The organism is Paraniabella aurantiaca (assembly GCF_050309965.1).
In the GTDB taxonomy this organism is placed as follows: Bacteria; Bacteroidota; Bacteroidia; order Chitinophagales; family Chitinophagaceae; genus Niabella.
In genome coordinates, this window is record NZ_JBLOSY010000002.1 from 1167947 (window position 1) to 1184937 (window position 16991).

Consider the following 16991-nt stretch of genomic DNA (forward strand, 5'->3'; position numbering starts at 1 on the left):
TGATTTTGATGTAAATATTGTTAGTCGGAAATGTCAATATAGAATTTGATTAAAATAGGCCTCTCGCGACCTTTTAGTTGTCCCGCATCGTAACCCCATGATACTGTTCTAAAGTTTAGATGACAGGTTCTCTCTGGTAATACTGTTTTTTGTTCATCTGTCCGGTTAATTTGTAGTTGAAAGGTGTTGGGTTGATCAAAGAGTTAAATGCTGGAAATGCCTCTGTTTAAATCAAAATAAGTTGCCCCTATTGAAATTGTAATTCGTGGGAAATATTCTGCGGAATATCCTTTTAAACGAAAGTTGGGATCTTATATTGATATAATTATTTTGATAATATAATATTTTATCAGATATTAGTGGAGGTTTTTGCTTTAAAGTCGTGTAGTAAAAGCAGGGAAGGGGTTCTTGCTGCAAGAATTCCACGCCATACTTTGTGGTGTTTATACGCATTAACAAAGAATTGTAAAGGAGGGGTAGTTGCTGTGGCTTGGGTTGGTAATAAATTAGTTTGTTCAAATCAGAAATGAGCTTCTTCTATTAGGTCGTATTGTTATGTATTTATAATCGGTATCACGAGACTTTTTTCTTTGCAGTATATCCTTCTTAATAAACATACATGAGTGCATATGCAACATATACAGACGAAGAGTTGATAATACTCATAAAGCAAGATAATAAAGCTGCTTTTGACGAAATATATAAACGTTATTGGGATAAACTTTTTGTAACGGCAACGAATCGTTTAGGTAATTCTTTATACGCCGAAGATATTGTTCAAGATGTGTTGGTGAAATTATGGGTTAGCCGCTTTTCACTACAAATAAAAAATACGCTCCGCACTTACTTATCAGCAGCCATTAAATATGAAGTAATTAATAAAATTTGTTCTTTGAAGCATCAAAAAAAATATATAGATTCTTTTGATGAAAGTGCTGTGTCCAATATAACCGAGAGGCAGGTTGATTTTTCGGTATTAGAAAATAGGTTAAGCCGGCTTGTTAAGGATCTTCCTGAAAAATGTAGGATGACATTTATCCTTAGCAGGGAATATGGATTTTCTCAAAAAGAGATTGCTGGTTATATGAATGTATCAGAAAACACCGTCGAATCTCATATGAAAAAGGCTCTTAAAACCTTGCGCATCGGATTGAACCGATTCATATTCACTCTTTTCTGGTAGTTTAACCAGTATCAAAGTATGCTATAACGAAAGTTTGTCTAACAGTTGTTCCAATCTATCTTCTTATCCGTTTTGTAGCAGCAGTTCAATTGTTGCTATTGGCTTTTTGTTGTTGTTTATAAACAAATAACAAAAATATAAAAAAAGCATAACGAACTCACGGAAACCTTCTTCTCAATTGGCTATATAATGGGTGAGTAAACAAAACTTAACATTAAGCCGCCCCGAGGCAGATCCTCAAGGTATTCCCTTCGAACAAGAGGGTGTTGTACATTTGTTTAAAGAAATAATAGTGATACTTTATGGCTCAGAAACCGTATGATGATCATATAAAATTACTGGCAAAAAAATGGATGCAGGGTACTATTACTCCTGAAGAAGAAGTCGAGTTTGCTACATGGTATAATTTATTTGATGATGAGGCGGAGTTAGTGTTGAGTCGCGAATTTGCAAATGACGAAGAAGAATTACAACAGCGCATTTTTGATACTGTGAACAAACGTCTGATGCTTAAAGCCACTACGGTTCATAAATTCCCTTTAAAGCGAAAACTGGTAGCTGTGGCTGCGGTAACTGTATTTTTTTTAATTGGATGGGCTGTGTATAAGCTCATCATAGGAAAAGATCAGCCCTCCGACACGCCTGGTGAAATTACTGTGTTCAATGATATTCTTCCTGGAGGGAATAAAGGTGGGCTTTTATTGGCTGATGGATCGTATATAGCGCTTGGAAAAGAGCAACAGGATGTTGTTGCGGTAAAAGGGAAAGGCCAATTTACTCAGCTGGATGATGGTGAAATAGCCTGTTCTGAAACAGAAAGTAGCAATAGCAATGGGTATAATACGCTAACAACGCCGAAAGGTGGACAGTACAGGCTAAGGTTGCCTGATGGTACCAGGGTGTGGCTAAATTCTGCTTCTTCCATCAAATTCCCAACGGCATTTAATAAAAACAGGCGAGAGGTAGAGGTAACCGGCATGGTATACTTTGAAGTAGCAAAGAGAGCGAGCCAGCCATTTATTGCAAAGTCAAGAGGGATGGAGGTTAAGGTACTGGGAACACATTTTTGTATAAATACCTATGATAAAGACCAGGTTGGAAAAGTTAGCTTAATAGAAGGAAAAGTGGAAGTCTATAATTTGAGTTCTAATATCTTGAAGACACTTCACCCCGGGCAGCAGGCAGACCTGGCACAGAACGGAAATATTGTTGTTCAGGACAGTGCAGATCTGACATCTGTAGTGGCATGGAAGGATGGCTTTTTTGATTTTGAAGACAGCGATCTACCTTCTGTGATGCGGCAAATAGAGCAATGGTACGATATTGAAGTGATTTTTGAAGGTGCAATAACACGGGAAAAATTTGGAGGCAGAATAAGCCGCAATCTTCCCCTATCCAAAATTCTACACTTACTTAAATTAAACGGTATCGATTTTCAAATGAATGGCCGGCGTCTGCTAATTAAATAAAGGATGTTACATCCGTATATCGCAACCAATGGTGTAAACTAAAGATTCTAAATAACAGCTTATGAGATTGAAACTTCTATCTGTGCTGATAATTCTATTGTCGGGAATAGCAGTTAATGCGCAAACCGTTACTTTGAACATGGAGAAAGCCCCTTTAAAAAAAGTGTTTAAAGAAATTGCCAGGCAAACAAATCTGTCTTTCATTTACAAGGAGTCGGTGTTAAAAAATACTGAGCCTATCACCATCGTTTTGCGCAACACCCCTGTTGGAGATGCGTTGCGCAGGTGTTTAGAAAACCAATCCCTGATTTATGAAATGGATAACGGCATTATTACCATTCTTCCTCAGTATAATGCTAATACCAAAGGAACGGGGGCTGTAGCAGGCGTAATAGGTAACCGTACGGGAGAACCTATGGGTGGCACAAGCGTATTGTTAAAAGGGCAGGAATCCTATTCTACGCTGGCAGATGCTACAGGCCGGTTCTTTATACCTAATGTATCATTTGGCAAATATTCGCTTATCATTAGCCGGATTGGGTATGAACAAATAGATACGACAATTCAATTGAAACAGCAGCAGCTTATGGTAAAAACTATGTTGCAAACGCATACCACTACAGAACAAAACGTAATTGTGAATGGTATTTTTAGCAGGCCTAAAGAAAACTTTACAGGAGCCGCCACTGTTGTTACCGGTGAGCAATTACGCACTATAAATGCTACTAATATGCTTGAGGGTTTGAAAACATTTGATGCATCATTTCAGATGCCAACAAGTGATATATTTGGTTCTGACCCAAATAAAGTACCAACCGTTCAGATGCGGGGCACTAACAGTATTAATAAAACCACACTTACGGATGAAGCAGGGTATTTAACTAATCCCCCTTTAGTAATTATTGATGGGTTTGAAGTACCTAATGATGCCAATAACTCTGCCATCAGAAGGCTTATGGATATGGACATAAATCTTATTTCAAACGTAACCCTGTTAAAAGATGCGGTAGCTACTGCTATATATGGAGCAAAATCTGCTAATGGTGTTATAGTAGTAGAAACCAAAAAGCCAAAGGCTGGCGAAGTAAATGTAAGGTACACAGCAACATTGGCTTTGGAAACGCCTGATCTAAGCAGTTTTAACCTAATGAATGCCCGGGAGAAGTTAGCGTTTGAAGAATATGCCGGTGTATATAAAAGCAAAGACCCTAACGAACAGCAACAACTTACCGATTTGTATAATCTGGTAAAACGAAATGTAGAAAAAGGTGTAAATACTTATTGGTTGTCTCAACCTTTAAGAAATACTTTCAGCAATACTCATAGTCTTGGTTTTGACGCTGGTGCTGAGAAGATGACCTATTCCGTTCAACTACTTTATGCAAAGAACCAAGGTGTTATGAAGGGGTCTGACAGAGAGAATATAAACGGGCGCTTCACCATGAGGTATAATGGAAGAAAACTTAAGGCCGATTATGAATTTATAATAGGCAATACTAAGGCATTTGAATCTCCTTACGGTAGTTTTGATAATTATGCAAGGTTAAATCCTTACTGGCTACCTGTTGATGAATATGGCAGAGTATCTCAGTACATCGACATATTTCCTGTAAGTTCGATAGATGGCTCCCTCGTTAGCCTGCCTCCTTCGAAAACGTCTACGGTGCTAAATCCCCTGTATAATGCCACATTAAATACATTGAATAAATCTGTTACTAACAACATTCAACAAAATTTCAGGACTGAATGGACTATTGCAAGCGGGCTTAAATTAAATGGAACATTTTCCGTTCAAACAGAAAACAGGGAAACCGATATTTTTAAACCAGCCCGGCATTCTGACTTTTTTAAAATAACGGATCTTACGGAAAAAGGATCCTATGACCAGGGGTTAGGAAAAAGCCTTTTTTTACAGGGGAGCTTAAATTTAAACTATGGCCGGTCATTTGGCCGGCATACAATATTTACCACACTGGGTAGCAATATACAAAGCAATACAGACCGGGGTCAAAACCTTACCGTGTACGGGTTTGCCAGCGAAAAAATGGATGATTTATTATATGGTTTAAAAGTGAAGGATAAGCCCGGAGGTACTTATAGCATGGTTCGCACTGCCGGATTTTATGGTAATGCCAGCTATGCCTATGACAGTCGTTACTTGCTGGATTTTAGCGGTCGTAGTGACGGGTCATCTGTATTTGGTACCAACAGGCGCTTTGGAAACCTATGGTCGATGGGAGCGGGCTGGAACCTTCATAAAGAACATTTCTTTCACATAAAAGCTATAAATCAGCTAAAACTAAGGGCTTCTTATGGGTATACCGGTTCAGTAAGTTTTCCCAGTTACGCGGCTACTACTACGTATAAATATCATACAGGAGACAGCTATATTAACCTGATACCGGCAACCATTATTGCTTACGGGAATCCCGATTTGAAATGGCAGCAAACCAGGAAATTCAATATCGGTGCAGATATGGGTTTTTTCGATAACAGGATATTGCTGAATGTAAACATTTATAAAGAAACAACATCTGGCCTGATAATGTCAAATCCCACAGTGCCCTCCACAGGTTTTAGTGACTATTCTAATAACCTGGGCAGTAGTGAGAATACTGGTTTGGATGCCAGCCTTACAGCATTTATACTGAGAAAGCCAGAACGGAAATTATTTTGGAGTATCAGTACATCATGGTTCGCAAACAAAAATAAACTTATTAATGTAAGTGAGGTGTTGGAAAGTCAAAACAAGCAGGCCCTTGCCGCCCAGCTGGATCCTTCAAGCCCGGCTTATGGGCAGCCGGTACAGCAGTTTAAAGAAGGGCGTAGCGTAAGTTTATTATACGCTGTGCGCTCATTAGGGATAGACCCCAGTACCGGCAATGAAATATTTCTTACAAAAGACGGAAAACAAACTTTTGTTTGGAGTCAGGATGATATGGTGCCCATGGGAGATCTGCAACCTAAGTTTAATATTACCTTAAACAATAGTTTTTCCTATAAATGGCTTAGGCTCAACTTTGGTACGGTAATACGTTTGGGAGGAGTGCAGTACAATAATACATTGGCATCGCAGGTGGAGAATCTAAACCCGGAGCTCAATGTAGATCGTAGAGCGGCTGATGGTCGTTGGCTGAAACCGGGCGATGTATCAGATTATAAAGGGTTGGTAGATATTGATGGATTTCCTAAAACAGGGTTGAATACCAATGCCACATCCCGCTTCGTAAAAAAGAATAATGCTATTGAAATTACCGGTATTTCTTTAGATCCTGGTCAGTTATTGGAGCAGTATATTACAAAATACACCAATCTCTTTATTAGTAAGATAAATGATAAAACAAAAGACTATCTAAAGTCAGATATGATAGATGTAAGGTTTTACATGAACAATCTTTTTAATCTCTCTTCTATAAAAAAATCAAGAGGTACTGCATATCCCTTCAATCGCAGTTATTCATTAAACATAAGCATCAATTTTTGAGTAAAAAACTAATGTAAATGAAAAAAATACTTATATATATAACAATAATTGTTGCGGTAGCCCAGTTAGCTGCCTGCAAAAAATGGTTGGATGTGACCTCCAAATCTGAGATTGTAGAAAATGAAATGTTCTCAGACGAACAAGGTTTTTTTGATGCAATGGGCGGCGTTTACTTTTCTCTTACCAACGATGATTTATATGGCGATAAACTTACAATGAGCCTGCTCGACGTATTGGCACACCGATATAATATTAACGATTGGGCAGATGGCATTGCTAATTCGGTATATAATGTAGTTCCCGGATATGGAAAATCATGGGATCCTATCAATTATCCGGCATTTTACAATGATCCAAAGATAGCTGCAATGATCAAAAATATTTGGAAACAATCATTCTTTGTAGTGGCCGGTATTAATAATGTGCTCAAAAATATTGATGGCAGGCAACAATTGTTTACCGAAAATAATTACAACCTTATAAAAGGCGAAGCATTAGGGTTACGGGCATTTTTACATTTCGACCTGCTTCGTATGTATGGATATTCTTATAAATCTGGTGCCGATAGTACACGAATGCCTTATGTAACACAGTTTAGCGCAAAAGAAATAACACCTTTTTATAAAACAAGATCCATTGTGGATAGCATTATTGCAGATCTGAATACAGCCGCCGAGCTTTTAAAAGACGATGATATTAAAGCATCATCAGCTATCAACAGTTGGAAGTATAAACGACAATCGCACTTTAATAACCTTGCAGTATGGGGTACTTTGGCGCGTGTATACCTTTTCAAGGGCGATAAGGCGAATGCAATGTTGTATGCTGAAAAAGTAATCAACTCACAAAAATTGAGGTTGGCAACCCGGAGCGATTTTATAGCTACTGCCGCCAAAATAGACTATTCCCTGTCAGTCGAGCATATTTTTTCATTGAGCCATCCAAAAGTTGATGCAAAACGGATAGAATACTTTGATGGTCAGTATAAGAGCACTTCATTGGGAAATAACAGAAGTAATCTATTGGTTGTGTATGAGTCAGCTGCCGGCGGAAGTACAGATTACCGGTTGCTTTACGGATGGACAGCAAGCTCCGGAAGTTATCCGGTCAAGTATCAGCAAAATCCTGCGGTGGAACCCAAAGTGGTTCCTCTTATACGGTTGGCGGAAATGTATTATATAGCCGCCGAGTGTGCCGGAACAGTTACCGAGGGGCTGAAATATCTTAACGCAGTACGTTACAATCGCGGTATACCAGATCTTTTGCCGATGAGTGAAGAATCGTTTAGTAACGAAATAATGAAAGAGTACATAAAAGAGTTTTATGCAGAAGGCGTTTTGTTTTACTACTACAAGCGGTTGGATAAACAGTCTGTTATGGAACATGATGGTACCTTTTTAGCAATACCTAATGTAGCGCAATACGTTTTCCCGGTCCCCGTCGACGAAATGATTATTGGTGATAGATAGCGCAACCTTATACTTCTTATCTGAAAATGAAAAAAGTTTACGACCATGTTTACAAATAAAAAAATTAATAAGAATAATGTATGTACCGTTTTGTGGGCTACATACCTATTGCTCTCATGTACCAAAGAAAGTGTTCCGCCTGCTTCTTACCAAAACGGGGTTTATTTCTATCTTCCTGCAGATCGTGGAAATGTGGTCGATATCCCGATAAATTTTAAAACGAACTATACTTTCTATTATGCTAATGATCCTTTGGCGTCTGAGGATACTTTTTGGCTGCCCGATGTGCGTGTTTTGGGTAATGTGGCAAACAGAGATAGAAATATCAGGCTATCAGCAGTAGATAGCCTGAGTACAGCAATTGCCGGAACACATTACAGGCTATTGAATAAATACATAATGCCGGCCGGCCAATTCTCAACAAAACTGGGAGTAGTGCTGTTAAAGTCACTCGATTTGAACAATGCATCTACAACACTTTCCCTGGAATTACAACCTTCAGAAGATTTTCCGGCTGTTATGAAAAGAGACACCATTGTAGGCATTCCTCCCATTGCTTATTTTGAAGGAACGCACTATACAATTGTATTTACCAACAAAGCAAGCGCTCCTCCATATTGGAATGATGTGATGATTAGTTTTGGCAGTTGGAGTAAGGTGAAATATGAATTTATATATCAGGTAACGGGCAAAAAGCTGGGGCTTAAGGCCAATAACGTAGAAGAGCAGGCAAATCTGTTTTCCTACTACCTGCAGGTAAAAGCAGCACTGAACGAATATAATGCTACACATAGTACGCCTTTAACAGACGAGAGCGGAATGCAAATATATATATGGTAGTCAACTAATGCCCGCAAACCGGTTTTGTTCCATTTAAATAAAAATGCTCAAAAGTAAACGAATGAAAAATAGTGTTATTAATGTAAAATATAGCGGTTCAATATTGTTGCTTATATGCATAGCGCTTATTTCCTGCTTTAAAGATAAAGGTAATTATGATTACAATGCCATCAATGATATTGCCATTGTGAATGCTGATACGATGGTATTTAATGCAAAGGAAAATCTTTTCATCCGGCCGGTATTGGTTCAGGAGCTGGCTAACAATGAAGACCGGCTGAAGTACGAATGGGTACTTAATGCAATGGCTTCTAACAGCGCTAATGCCACACGGGTATTAGCTACCACAAGGGATATTAATATCCCAATGCCTTTAACAGCGCAAAAGGACTATTATCAACTAGATTATAAAGTAATGGATACCGTCACAGGCGTTACTTATCGAAAACGTATTTCGGTATTAATAGCTACAGACTATCAGGTAGGATGGGCATTATTGGAGCGTGGAGCCGCTAATGCCGACATTAGTTTCATCAGCATTCCGGGTAATAAAGTGTATCATAACGCTTTTAGTGCTATTAATCCCGGTAAAGTGTTGCCTAATACAGCGCACTCATTGTTTTTATACAACATACCTAAGGGTTCAAGCGGGAATGTAAGTTACCAGGCGCAAACGGTAACTGCTGTTTTATTTGATAATGATGGGTACTTGCTCAATTATCAGACTTTAGGGGTATTGGCAAACTATAGCTCCTTTTTTACAGCGCCATTATCTATTATAAAACCAGAGTATATTCAAAAGCTGGATGCATGGTCGTCCAGCAACGATCTTATTACCATCAATAATGGATTGTTGTACCGTAGGTATTATTCCAAAGGCATGTTATCTTTTTCGGTACCTGCCCATACAACCAGTGATTTAAAACCTTATTACCTTGCTCCGGGAGGAGAGCCCACTGGGTATTTTTATGATACATTGAATAATCGTTTTTTAAACGGGTATGGCGGTGTTTTAACGCCACTAACTTATAATAGCTTCAGCGGAGATGGATTTGACGCAGGGAATGTAGATAAGCGTTTTGTTACCATGGGACAAAGCAGTAATAATACGGTTGCCATTCTCAAAGATGCAGAAGGGCTTTATATGTATACTATTACATCTTCTCCAAAGAAGTTAACAAAAATTGCAGGCCCGGCAGGCATCGAAAATAGTCCTGGCTTTCAGTTTGTGCAAATAGTACCACTTATGTATTATGCGGTAAACAACCAGATTTATGTGTATGACATACAGGCCCAAACACATCGGGTTGTTTACAGTTTTCCTCCAAACGAAAACGTAACAGCGCTTAAGTTACAGGATGATTATACACTTCTTGCCGCCACGTATAACAACAGTGGTTCGGTTTATTTTTTATCGTTAGAAGGCACTGGCAATGTTTCTGGAGGAGCGTACACTAAAAAATATGATGGATTTGGACGTATCGTAAGCATGGTTCATACAGAGTCTAAATAAGATGAATAAATAGTGTTTGTTTGGTAAAGCTTCTGTTCCCCCGGTTTTAGTGTTAAAAATCAAGAATCAAAAATGATGAGAATAGTAATGATTGTTTGCTGCTTTTTTATTACAACTCAAATAATGGCATTATCGGAGTATAAGAAAGCACAGGCAAAAAAGGATATGGATGACGGTTTTTTGGAAGTGCAGGTTATTGATAATAAATATTATTTCCATATTCCAGATACGGTAATGGGGCGTATGATAATGATTGTAAGCCGCGTAAATAGTACCTTGGGTAATGGTAAAACAAATTTGAGACCGGGCGATCAGGTAACAGATATTGACGGACGATCCCGGTTCATCAGATTTGAAAAAATGCAAAACGGCCAGGTGGGGCTGTACCAGGCAGACTATAATGGCTTCGACACTCATGTAAAAAAGCCCGATACAGTACTGAACGCATCGTCATTTTCTAAAAGGCAAAGTAGCTGTGTAGATGTAACAGATTTACTTAAAGGAAATGGCAAATGGATTCATGGTGCTGCAAAAAGTATAAATGAGATTGGTAGTATTAACGGACATCTTAGGCTGCTTTCAAACAGGCAACATTTTTATGACAGTACTGTTTTATTGAACGTAACTACATTGTTTATACTGTTGCCGGCGCATTCTATGAAGCCTCGTCAGGTAAGCCCCCGTGTTGGATTTTTTAAAACGCAAAGCAATAGTGGTAAAAGCTATGCTAACCGTTGGCGATTAGAGCCCCGGCAGGAGGATATTGAACATTACAGGCACGGACAGCTGGTTCAACCTTCACAACCTATAGTTTTTTATATAGATTCTTCTTTTCCGGATAACTGGATACCTTATATCAAACGAGGGGTAGAAAACTGGAATGTAGCTTTTGAACAGGCAGGATTTGAAAACGCCGTTGTTGCGCAGGTGGCTCCAACAGCCCAACAAGATAGTAGCTGGAGCATACATACCTGCACTGCTGCAATTGTATTACGGCGTGCTGGCAATGACGTGGCACTGTCGCCCCATATCCGTGATCCGCGAAGCGGTGAAATATTGCAGAGTCGTATCAATATTGATGATCATATTTTAGACTGGTATCAACGCCTGTACTTTATACAGGCTGCTGCAAATGATGTGAATGCTCGTAAGATCCCTTTTGATGATTCGCTCAGGGGGCGTCTTCTCGAAGGGTTGGTTACACATGAGGTTGGACATGCGCTGGGGTTAACTCATAACATGGGAGCCAGCTACACTGTGCCGGTAGAAAAATTGCGCAATAAAAAATGGATAGCAGCAAACGGTATTACATCATCAGTTATGGATTATGTGAGGTACAATTATGTAGCGCAGGTAAAAGATGGTTTGACAGCAAATGAATTGATGCCGCAAATTGGCATTTACGACAAATTTGCTATAGAGTGGGCATACCGTATTTTTTCTTTCGATGATGAGGTTGAAGATGAGAAAAAGAGGGATAGTTGGCTTTCGAAAAAGATAAAAAATAAAAGATTATGGAATGGTGCAGATCCGGGAGAATTAATGCCCTCAGACCCGCGAAGTAAAACCGAAGATGTTGGGGATGATGATGTATCTGCTTCTGTATATGGTATGAAGAACCTTGAGTATGTTACGCAACACATGGGCATGTGGCTCGATGGTAATGAAGCGGCATTTAAAGAGATCCGCCAGGGTATTGGAGGCTACAATCCCAAAGCATTTCAATTGGGTCAGTACACTACATTGATTTTTAATGTAGTGGTGAATATAGGTGGGCAGTACCACTCCCAAAATGGAGAAAAGAATAAAGAGAAAGCTGTTCCGGCCGCAGTACAAAAAAGGGCTATCGCTTTTTTAAATGACTACCTGTTTAAGATACCCCATTGGCTTACAAATACGCACTTCAATAACAGTGTAGAAAAAGAGTATAAGCAAACGGATATTTTTCAGGTTCAACGAGCGGTTTTAGAAAGACTATTAACAATGGTGCTGTTTAAGTTGCCTTTATCATCTCAACATAAGAGACATAAAAACCAGTTTTATGCCGAAGATCTGTTGAAGAGTTTACAGTTTGGAATTTGGGCAGAGTTAGAAAGCGGCGCTGTGATAGATAAGCAACGCCAGCAGCTTCAAAGCGCTTACCTAAGCATACTAAGTACAATGGCTACTTCTTATGGAAAGAGGTTTACACCTAAGCCATTGAAAAACCATGTTGCCATGTTGAATATTAGTATTGCCAGAGCTATTGAACATAGTAAAAATACTGCTGCAACAACGCACTTAAAAACAATGAAGGAGGGTATGAGTCAGGTGTTGAAGGCAATAACAGATTAGAGTTTATGTACACAGTTTCACGTTTGAAAAATATTTGAAGAAGAGCAGGTTAATTATAAAAATTAAAATTCTACTAAATGAAAAAGAAAGTTTTAGGGATATTGGTTGGCGTTATCACATTAGTAACAGCCAAAGCGCAAGAGGGTGAGGGTATCCGATTTGAAAATGGTTTGAGTTGGGAGCAGGTAAAAAGTAAAGCCAGGGCAGAAAATAAGTATATTTTTATTGATTCTTATACTACCTGGTGTGGCTATTGCAGTTATATGAGTAAAAATGTGTTTAACCAAAAGGCTGCGGGAGATTTTTTTAACAAAAACTTTATCAGCCTCAAATTACAGATGGATTCAACCGAAAATGATAGTGAAGCTGTAAAAGCTTCGTATGCAGATGCACAGTATATCAGGGAAAAATATGAGGTGACCAGTTTTCCTACTTTTCTCTTTTTTAATCCTGAAGGGAAAGCAATGCACCGCATTGTGGGAGCTACACAAAGTACCGAAGAATTTGTAACACTGTCTGCTGATGCACTGGATAGCAATAAGCAGTATTATGTAGTAGTAGAAAAAATAGCCAAAGGAGGTGCTTCAACCCAACAATTGAAGGAGGGTGCCAAAATAGCTCTGGTCAATAATGATTTTGAAAATACAGCCATACTTTTTAACCAATACCTGCTTGCCGAGAAGAATATCTTCACCAAAGAGAATCTTGAGTACGCTTCGTGGTTTGTAAAAACAGGTAAAGGTTTCGAATTGTTTTTGAATAATACAGACAAAATTGATGCTATTGTTGGTAAAGGCTTTTCAGATAGTTTAGTAATGCCCATTATTGCAAAAGAAGAAGTGTATGCAAAGATAAAACCAAGCGAATCTGCTCCAGATTGGGAAATACTGCAAGGAGAGATTATAAAAAAATATCCGGTAAAAAAACAACAGATTGAGCGGATGATTGCCTGGGCAAAAGTGAATTTTTATAAAACCAGCCAGGAATGGAATAAATATGCATTATCAGCAGATGAATACATAACAAAGTACGGGGAATATGCTGCTGCGCCTCGCTTAAACAATATGGCCATAAATGTACTTACTAATAGTAACGACCAATCATATCTCGATAAAGCAATTAATTGGAGTAAAAGGTCGATGCTAGAGGATAGCAAAAATGCTGAATATGTTTCTACCTATGCAAAGTTGTTGTATAAAACTAAACAAAACAAAGAGGCGATTATCTATCAGCAAAAAGCATTGAAATTAGCACCTTCTGAAGATGAGCAAAAGCACGCCGCTATTTTGGACAAAATGAAAAAAGAAGAAATGATTTTGTAATATGTATCAATTGGTTTCTAATTATATCAAACATCTTTTTGCGAGCGTCATATTGTTGATAACTATTGGTGGGTACATAAATGCCCAACAAGGACTTTCAGAGAGTGCAGCTGAGGCTATTGCCAATAAAGCACTCGTAAATGCTTTTAAAAAACAACAATCAATTGCCGAAAGAGAGTGGGGGCCGCAAAACAATAAAATCGAATACAATGGGTATACAATGATATTTGATTTTAAAGTAACAGGTAAAATGCCGGCAGATGGTAGATGTCTGTTTATTTCATTACATGGAGGAGGGCAGGGCCCAAAGGAGGTAAACGATCAGCAGTGGATGAATCAGCATCAATTATATAGCCCAAGAGAAGGGGTGTACTTGGTGCCAAGAGCGCCCACCGATACCTGGAATCTTTGGCACGAAGATCATATTGATACCATGCTTGAAAGAATAGTTCGCAATGCCATTGTTATGGAGGGCGTAAACCCCGACAAAGTATACCTGATGGGCTATTCTGCAGGTGGCGATGGCGTATATCAACTAGCTTCAAGGATGGCAGATCGGTGGGCTGCTGCTGCTATGATGGCGGGTCACCCTGGTGATGCCGCTATACTTAATTTATACAATCTGCCTTTTAGCATATATGTTGGAGGTATGGATGCAGCATATGATCGTAATAAACTGGCTGCAAATTGGGGAAAACAACTGGACAGTCTTGAACGGGTATATCCTGATGGATATAAACATGAAGTACATATTTATCCTGATATGCCACATTGGATGAACCGTAAAGACACTGTTGCTATTACTTGGTTGGCTCAATTTAAACGAAATCCATTGCCGTCAAGAATCACTTGGGTGCAGGACGACCGCACGCACAATGATTTTTATTGGCTCACATCCACCAAGCCATTGAAAGAGGATACTGTTATAGCGCAGATTAAAAATAATACAATTGAAGTATTGCATAACGATGCAAAAAACTTATACATTAATTTGAACGATCGGTTATTGAACCTCGATGAAAAAGTTAGTATTGTTTATGACGGCAAAAGAATCTTTCATAAAAAATTAAAAAGATCGGCTATGTTAATAAATGAATCAATCGAGAAAAGTTTGGATGCAAAAAAATATTTTTCAGCCCAAATATTGATAAAGAAAACTAAAAAACAAAATAAGTATACTGTTGTTGCAGAGTAAGTTAAATATCACATCAATGAAAATGAATAAAGAAGTATACTTATTACAATTCAACAAAATGATACTTGCTTTCAGCATATTTTTTTCATTGGCTATTGCAGCTCAGGCTCAGTCGGAATCGGCAAAAGAGCTACAGGAAAGGATGCTGAACACGATAAGAAATGTACAGGCTGCCTCAGTATTCATTGAGTCTTACGACACCCTGTCAAAACAATCAACAGGATCACGGTTTAGTGGTGTTTTGGTTAGCGAAGATGGTACAATTCTTACTGCCGCACATGTAGGCATACCCAATCAAAGCTATTTAGTAATGCTTAATGATGGAAGTACACATGTGGCAATGGGGTTGGGGGCTATACCTAAACATGATGCAGCAGTGTTGAAAATGAAAGACCCTGGCAAATGGGCATTTGCTGAAATGGGCTGGTCTTCATCACTCAAAATAAACGATCCTTGTATAAGTATAGCTTATCCTGCAAGTTTTATTCCCATGAGGTCTGTAATTAGATTTGGGTATGTAAAGGATGTATTCAATACAACAAAAGGTATGTTGCAGACATCTTGCCTGATGGAGCCTGGGGATTCTGGCGGGCCAGTGTTCGATATCTATGGACGTGTTGTTGGCATTCATAGTAGAATTGACCTAGCATTGGATCGAAATTTTGAAGTGCCAATTGATGTATTTAAAAAATATTGGTCTGCACTACAGCAGCCGGTTACTTACACCAATTTGCCAATTGCTGAAAAACAAGTAGCCGCCGATCCGATTATAAAAAAAAAATGGGATGAGAAAAAATATGAACAAGTGCAGCAATATTTGGTAAAGTACGAAGCTGCATTTGATAAATTTACCATTCGATTGTGGGATCCTGCTGATAGTACAAAAAAAGCTATCGGTACGTTGGTGGCGCTCAACAAGTTTGGCATTAAGGAAGAAAAAAACACATCTTATATTATCACTAAAGCATCATTGTTGGAACCAACAATGAGAGCAATGTTGGGTAAGGAGGTGAAGCCGTTTGTAGAAATTTATCGTGATGATAAAAAAGATTTGGCGCTATTAAAAGTTAGTATTAAAAGTAAAGACAAACTTGTAATTGCAGAAGATAATAAAGAAAGCTTTGATAAATCATCGTTAGGTAAAATTTTGATTTCCCCAAATCCTGAAAATGAAGGAGAAATAAGTGTGTTGGGTTCAACTATTTTTAACTTAACTAGAACCTCGGTATTGGGTTATCTTGGTACGGTGTTAGAGGTAAAGGATGGACACAATGTAGTTGCCGATGTACAGCAAAATTCTCCTGCAACTATGGCTGGTTTAATTATTGGAGATGAAGTGCTAAAAGTCGGCGTAGATACGGTAGCGCATCCATCAATGTGGCCCAAACTTATTGCTGCTTATCAACCGGGCGATGCGGTTCTTTTATCTATAAAAAGAAAGGAGGCATTCATGAAGCTAACAGCCAAGCTTGGTCTTCGTCCAACGTACACTTCCGCTCATATAGCAGAACGCTTTGAAGATGGTAAGAGCAAAAGATTTGATGGATTTAATAATGCTTTTATACATGACAGCAAATTGAAACCTAGTGAGTGTGGCGGTCCGATATTTGATTTGGATGGTAATTTTATGGGTATCAATATGGCACGTTATAGCCGAACTAGTAGTGTAGCTGCAACACCCTTTGAACTAGCTACTTTTATTAAAGAAGCAGTATCATCTGCATTGCTAGTTCGCTAAATATTCTTGCAGCTCATTTTTAATGGTTTAATAAAATTGACAGTGGATAACAACAGGTTGACGGCAGTCGACATCGCATCCAACCCTGAGTTAGTTCAAATTGTTATTAATGGGAATAATATCCCGGAAGTAGACGTTCGAAATAACCTTAAGCTGAAGATGAATATCCTTTACAAAGATGAAGCGACGAAAATTATAGCTACGCCGGATCAGATGAAGACTTACACCAAAGCGCCGGTAGTGATCGCTCAGTAAGTAACTTTTTGTACAATTTATCTGGCAAATCTACTTCCAAATGTTACTTGGATAGAAATGTGCTTTAATTTTAATCATTGGGATTTTCGTTTCATAGAATGTTTAAATACTTTTACGAAGTAGATGCTGAGAAAGGTGGGTGCCGGGAAACTTTAGTTCGGTTTTGTTCAAAGTGCGGCTTGTTCTCGT

At 38.6% G+C, this 16991-nt stretch carries 11 protein-coding genes; all 11 read left to right on the plus strand.

Annotated elements, in window-relative coordinates; all coding sequences use genetic code 11:
* Window positions 1-619: 619 nt before the first annotated feature.
* The 11 genes from ACLOAU_RS19225 to ACLOAU_RS19275 all read left to right on the plus strand — a co-directional run bounded on the left by ACLOAU_RS19225 (window position 620) and on the right by ACLOAU_RS19275 (window position 16802).
* Complete coding sequence (locus tag ACLOAU_RS19225; RefSeq protein ID WP_427863530.1) at window positions 620-1183, plus strand: RNA polymerase sigma factor; 564 nt, start codon at window positions 620-622, stop codon at window positions 1181-1183.
* 302 nt (window positions 1184-1485) lie between these two features.
* On the plus strand, window positions 1486-2652 hold the full coding sequence (locus ACLOAU_RS19230) for a FecR family protein (protein WP_427863531.1): 1167 nt from the start codon (window positions 1486-1488) through the stop codon (window positions 2650-2652).
* 61 nt (window positions 2653-2713) lie between these two features.
* Window positions 2714-6136, plus strand: coding sequence for a SusC/RagA family TonB-linked outer membrane protein (locus ACLOAU_RS19235; RefSeq protein ID WP_427863532.1), 3423 nt, complete (start codon window positions 2714-2716; stop codon window positions 6134-6136).
* Window positions 6137-6153: 17 nt separating this feature from the next.
* Entirely contained in the window at window positions 6154-7605 is a 1452-nt protein-coding gene (locus ACLOAU_RS19240) for a RagB/SusD family nutrient uptake outer membrane protein (RefSeq protein WP_427863533.1), read from the plus strand.
* Window positions 7606-7650: 45 nt separating this feature from the next.
* Window positions 7651-8445: a DUF4843 domain-containing protein gene (locus tag ACLOAU_RS19245; protein WP_427863534.1), complete on the plus strand. Its 795-nt coding sequence runs from the start codon at window positions 7651-7653 to the stop codon at window positions 8443-8445.
* 61 nt (window positions 8446-8506) lie between these two features.
* The gene (locus tag ACLOAU_RS19250) at window positions 8507-9958 is read left to right on the plus strand and encodes a PKD-like family lipoprotein (RefSeq protein ID WP_427863535.1); all 1452 of its coding nucleotides are present in this window, start codon (window positions 8507-8509) and stop codon (window positions 9956-9958) included.
* A gap of 72 nt (window positions 9959-10030) precedes the next feature.
* Complete coding sequence (locus ACLOAU_RS19255; protein WP_427863536.1) at window positions 10031-12292, plus strand: zinc-dependent metalloprotease; 2262 nt, start codon at window positions 10031-10033, stop codon at window positions 12290-12292.
* Window positions 12293-12369: 77 nt separating this feature from the next.
* Window positions 12370-13614 carry a thioredoxin family protein gene (locus ACLOAU_RS19260; protein WP_427863537.1) on the plus strand — a complete coding sequence of 415 codons (1245 nt, stop codon included), beginning with the start codon at window positions 12370-12372 and terminating at the stop codon, window positions 13612-13614.
* A 1-nt stretch (window position 13615) separates the two neighbouring features.
* Entirely contained in the window at window positions 13616-14809 is a 1194-nt protein-coding gene (locus ACLOAU_RS19265; protein ID WP_427863538.1) for a dienelactone hydrolase family protein, read from the plus strand.
* A 16-nt stretch (window positions 14810-14825) separates the two neighbouring features.
* Window positions 14826-16547 (plus strand): trypsin-like peptidase domain-containing protein, encoded by a 1722-nt coding sequence (locus ACLOAU_RS19270; RefSeq protein WP_427863539.1) that lies wholly within the window; start codon window positions 14826-14828, stop codon window positions 16545-16547.
* A gap of 42 nt (window positions 16548-16589) precedes the next feature.
* Entirely contained in the window at window positions 16590-16802 is a 213-nt protein-coding gene (locus ACLOAU_RS19275) for a hypothetical protein (RefSeq protein WP_427863540.1), read from the plus strand.
* Window positions 16803-16991: the final 189 nt, after the last annotated feature.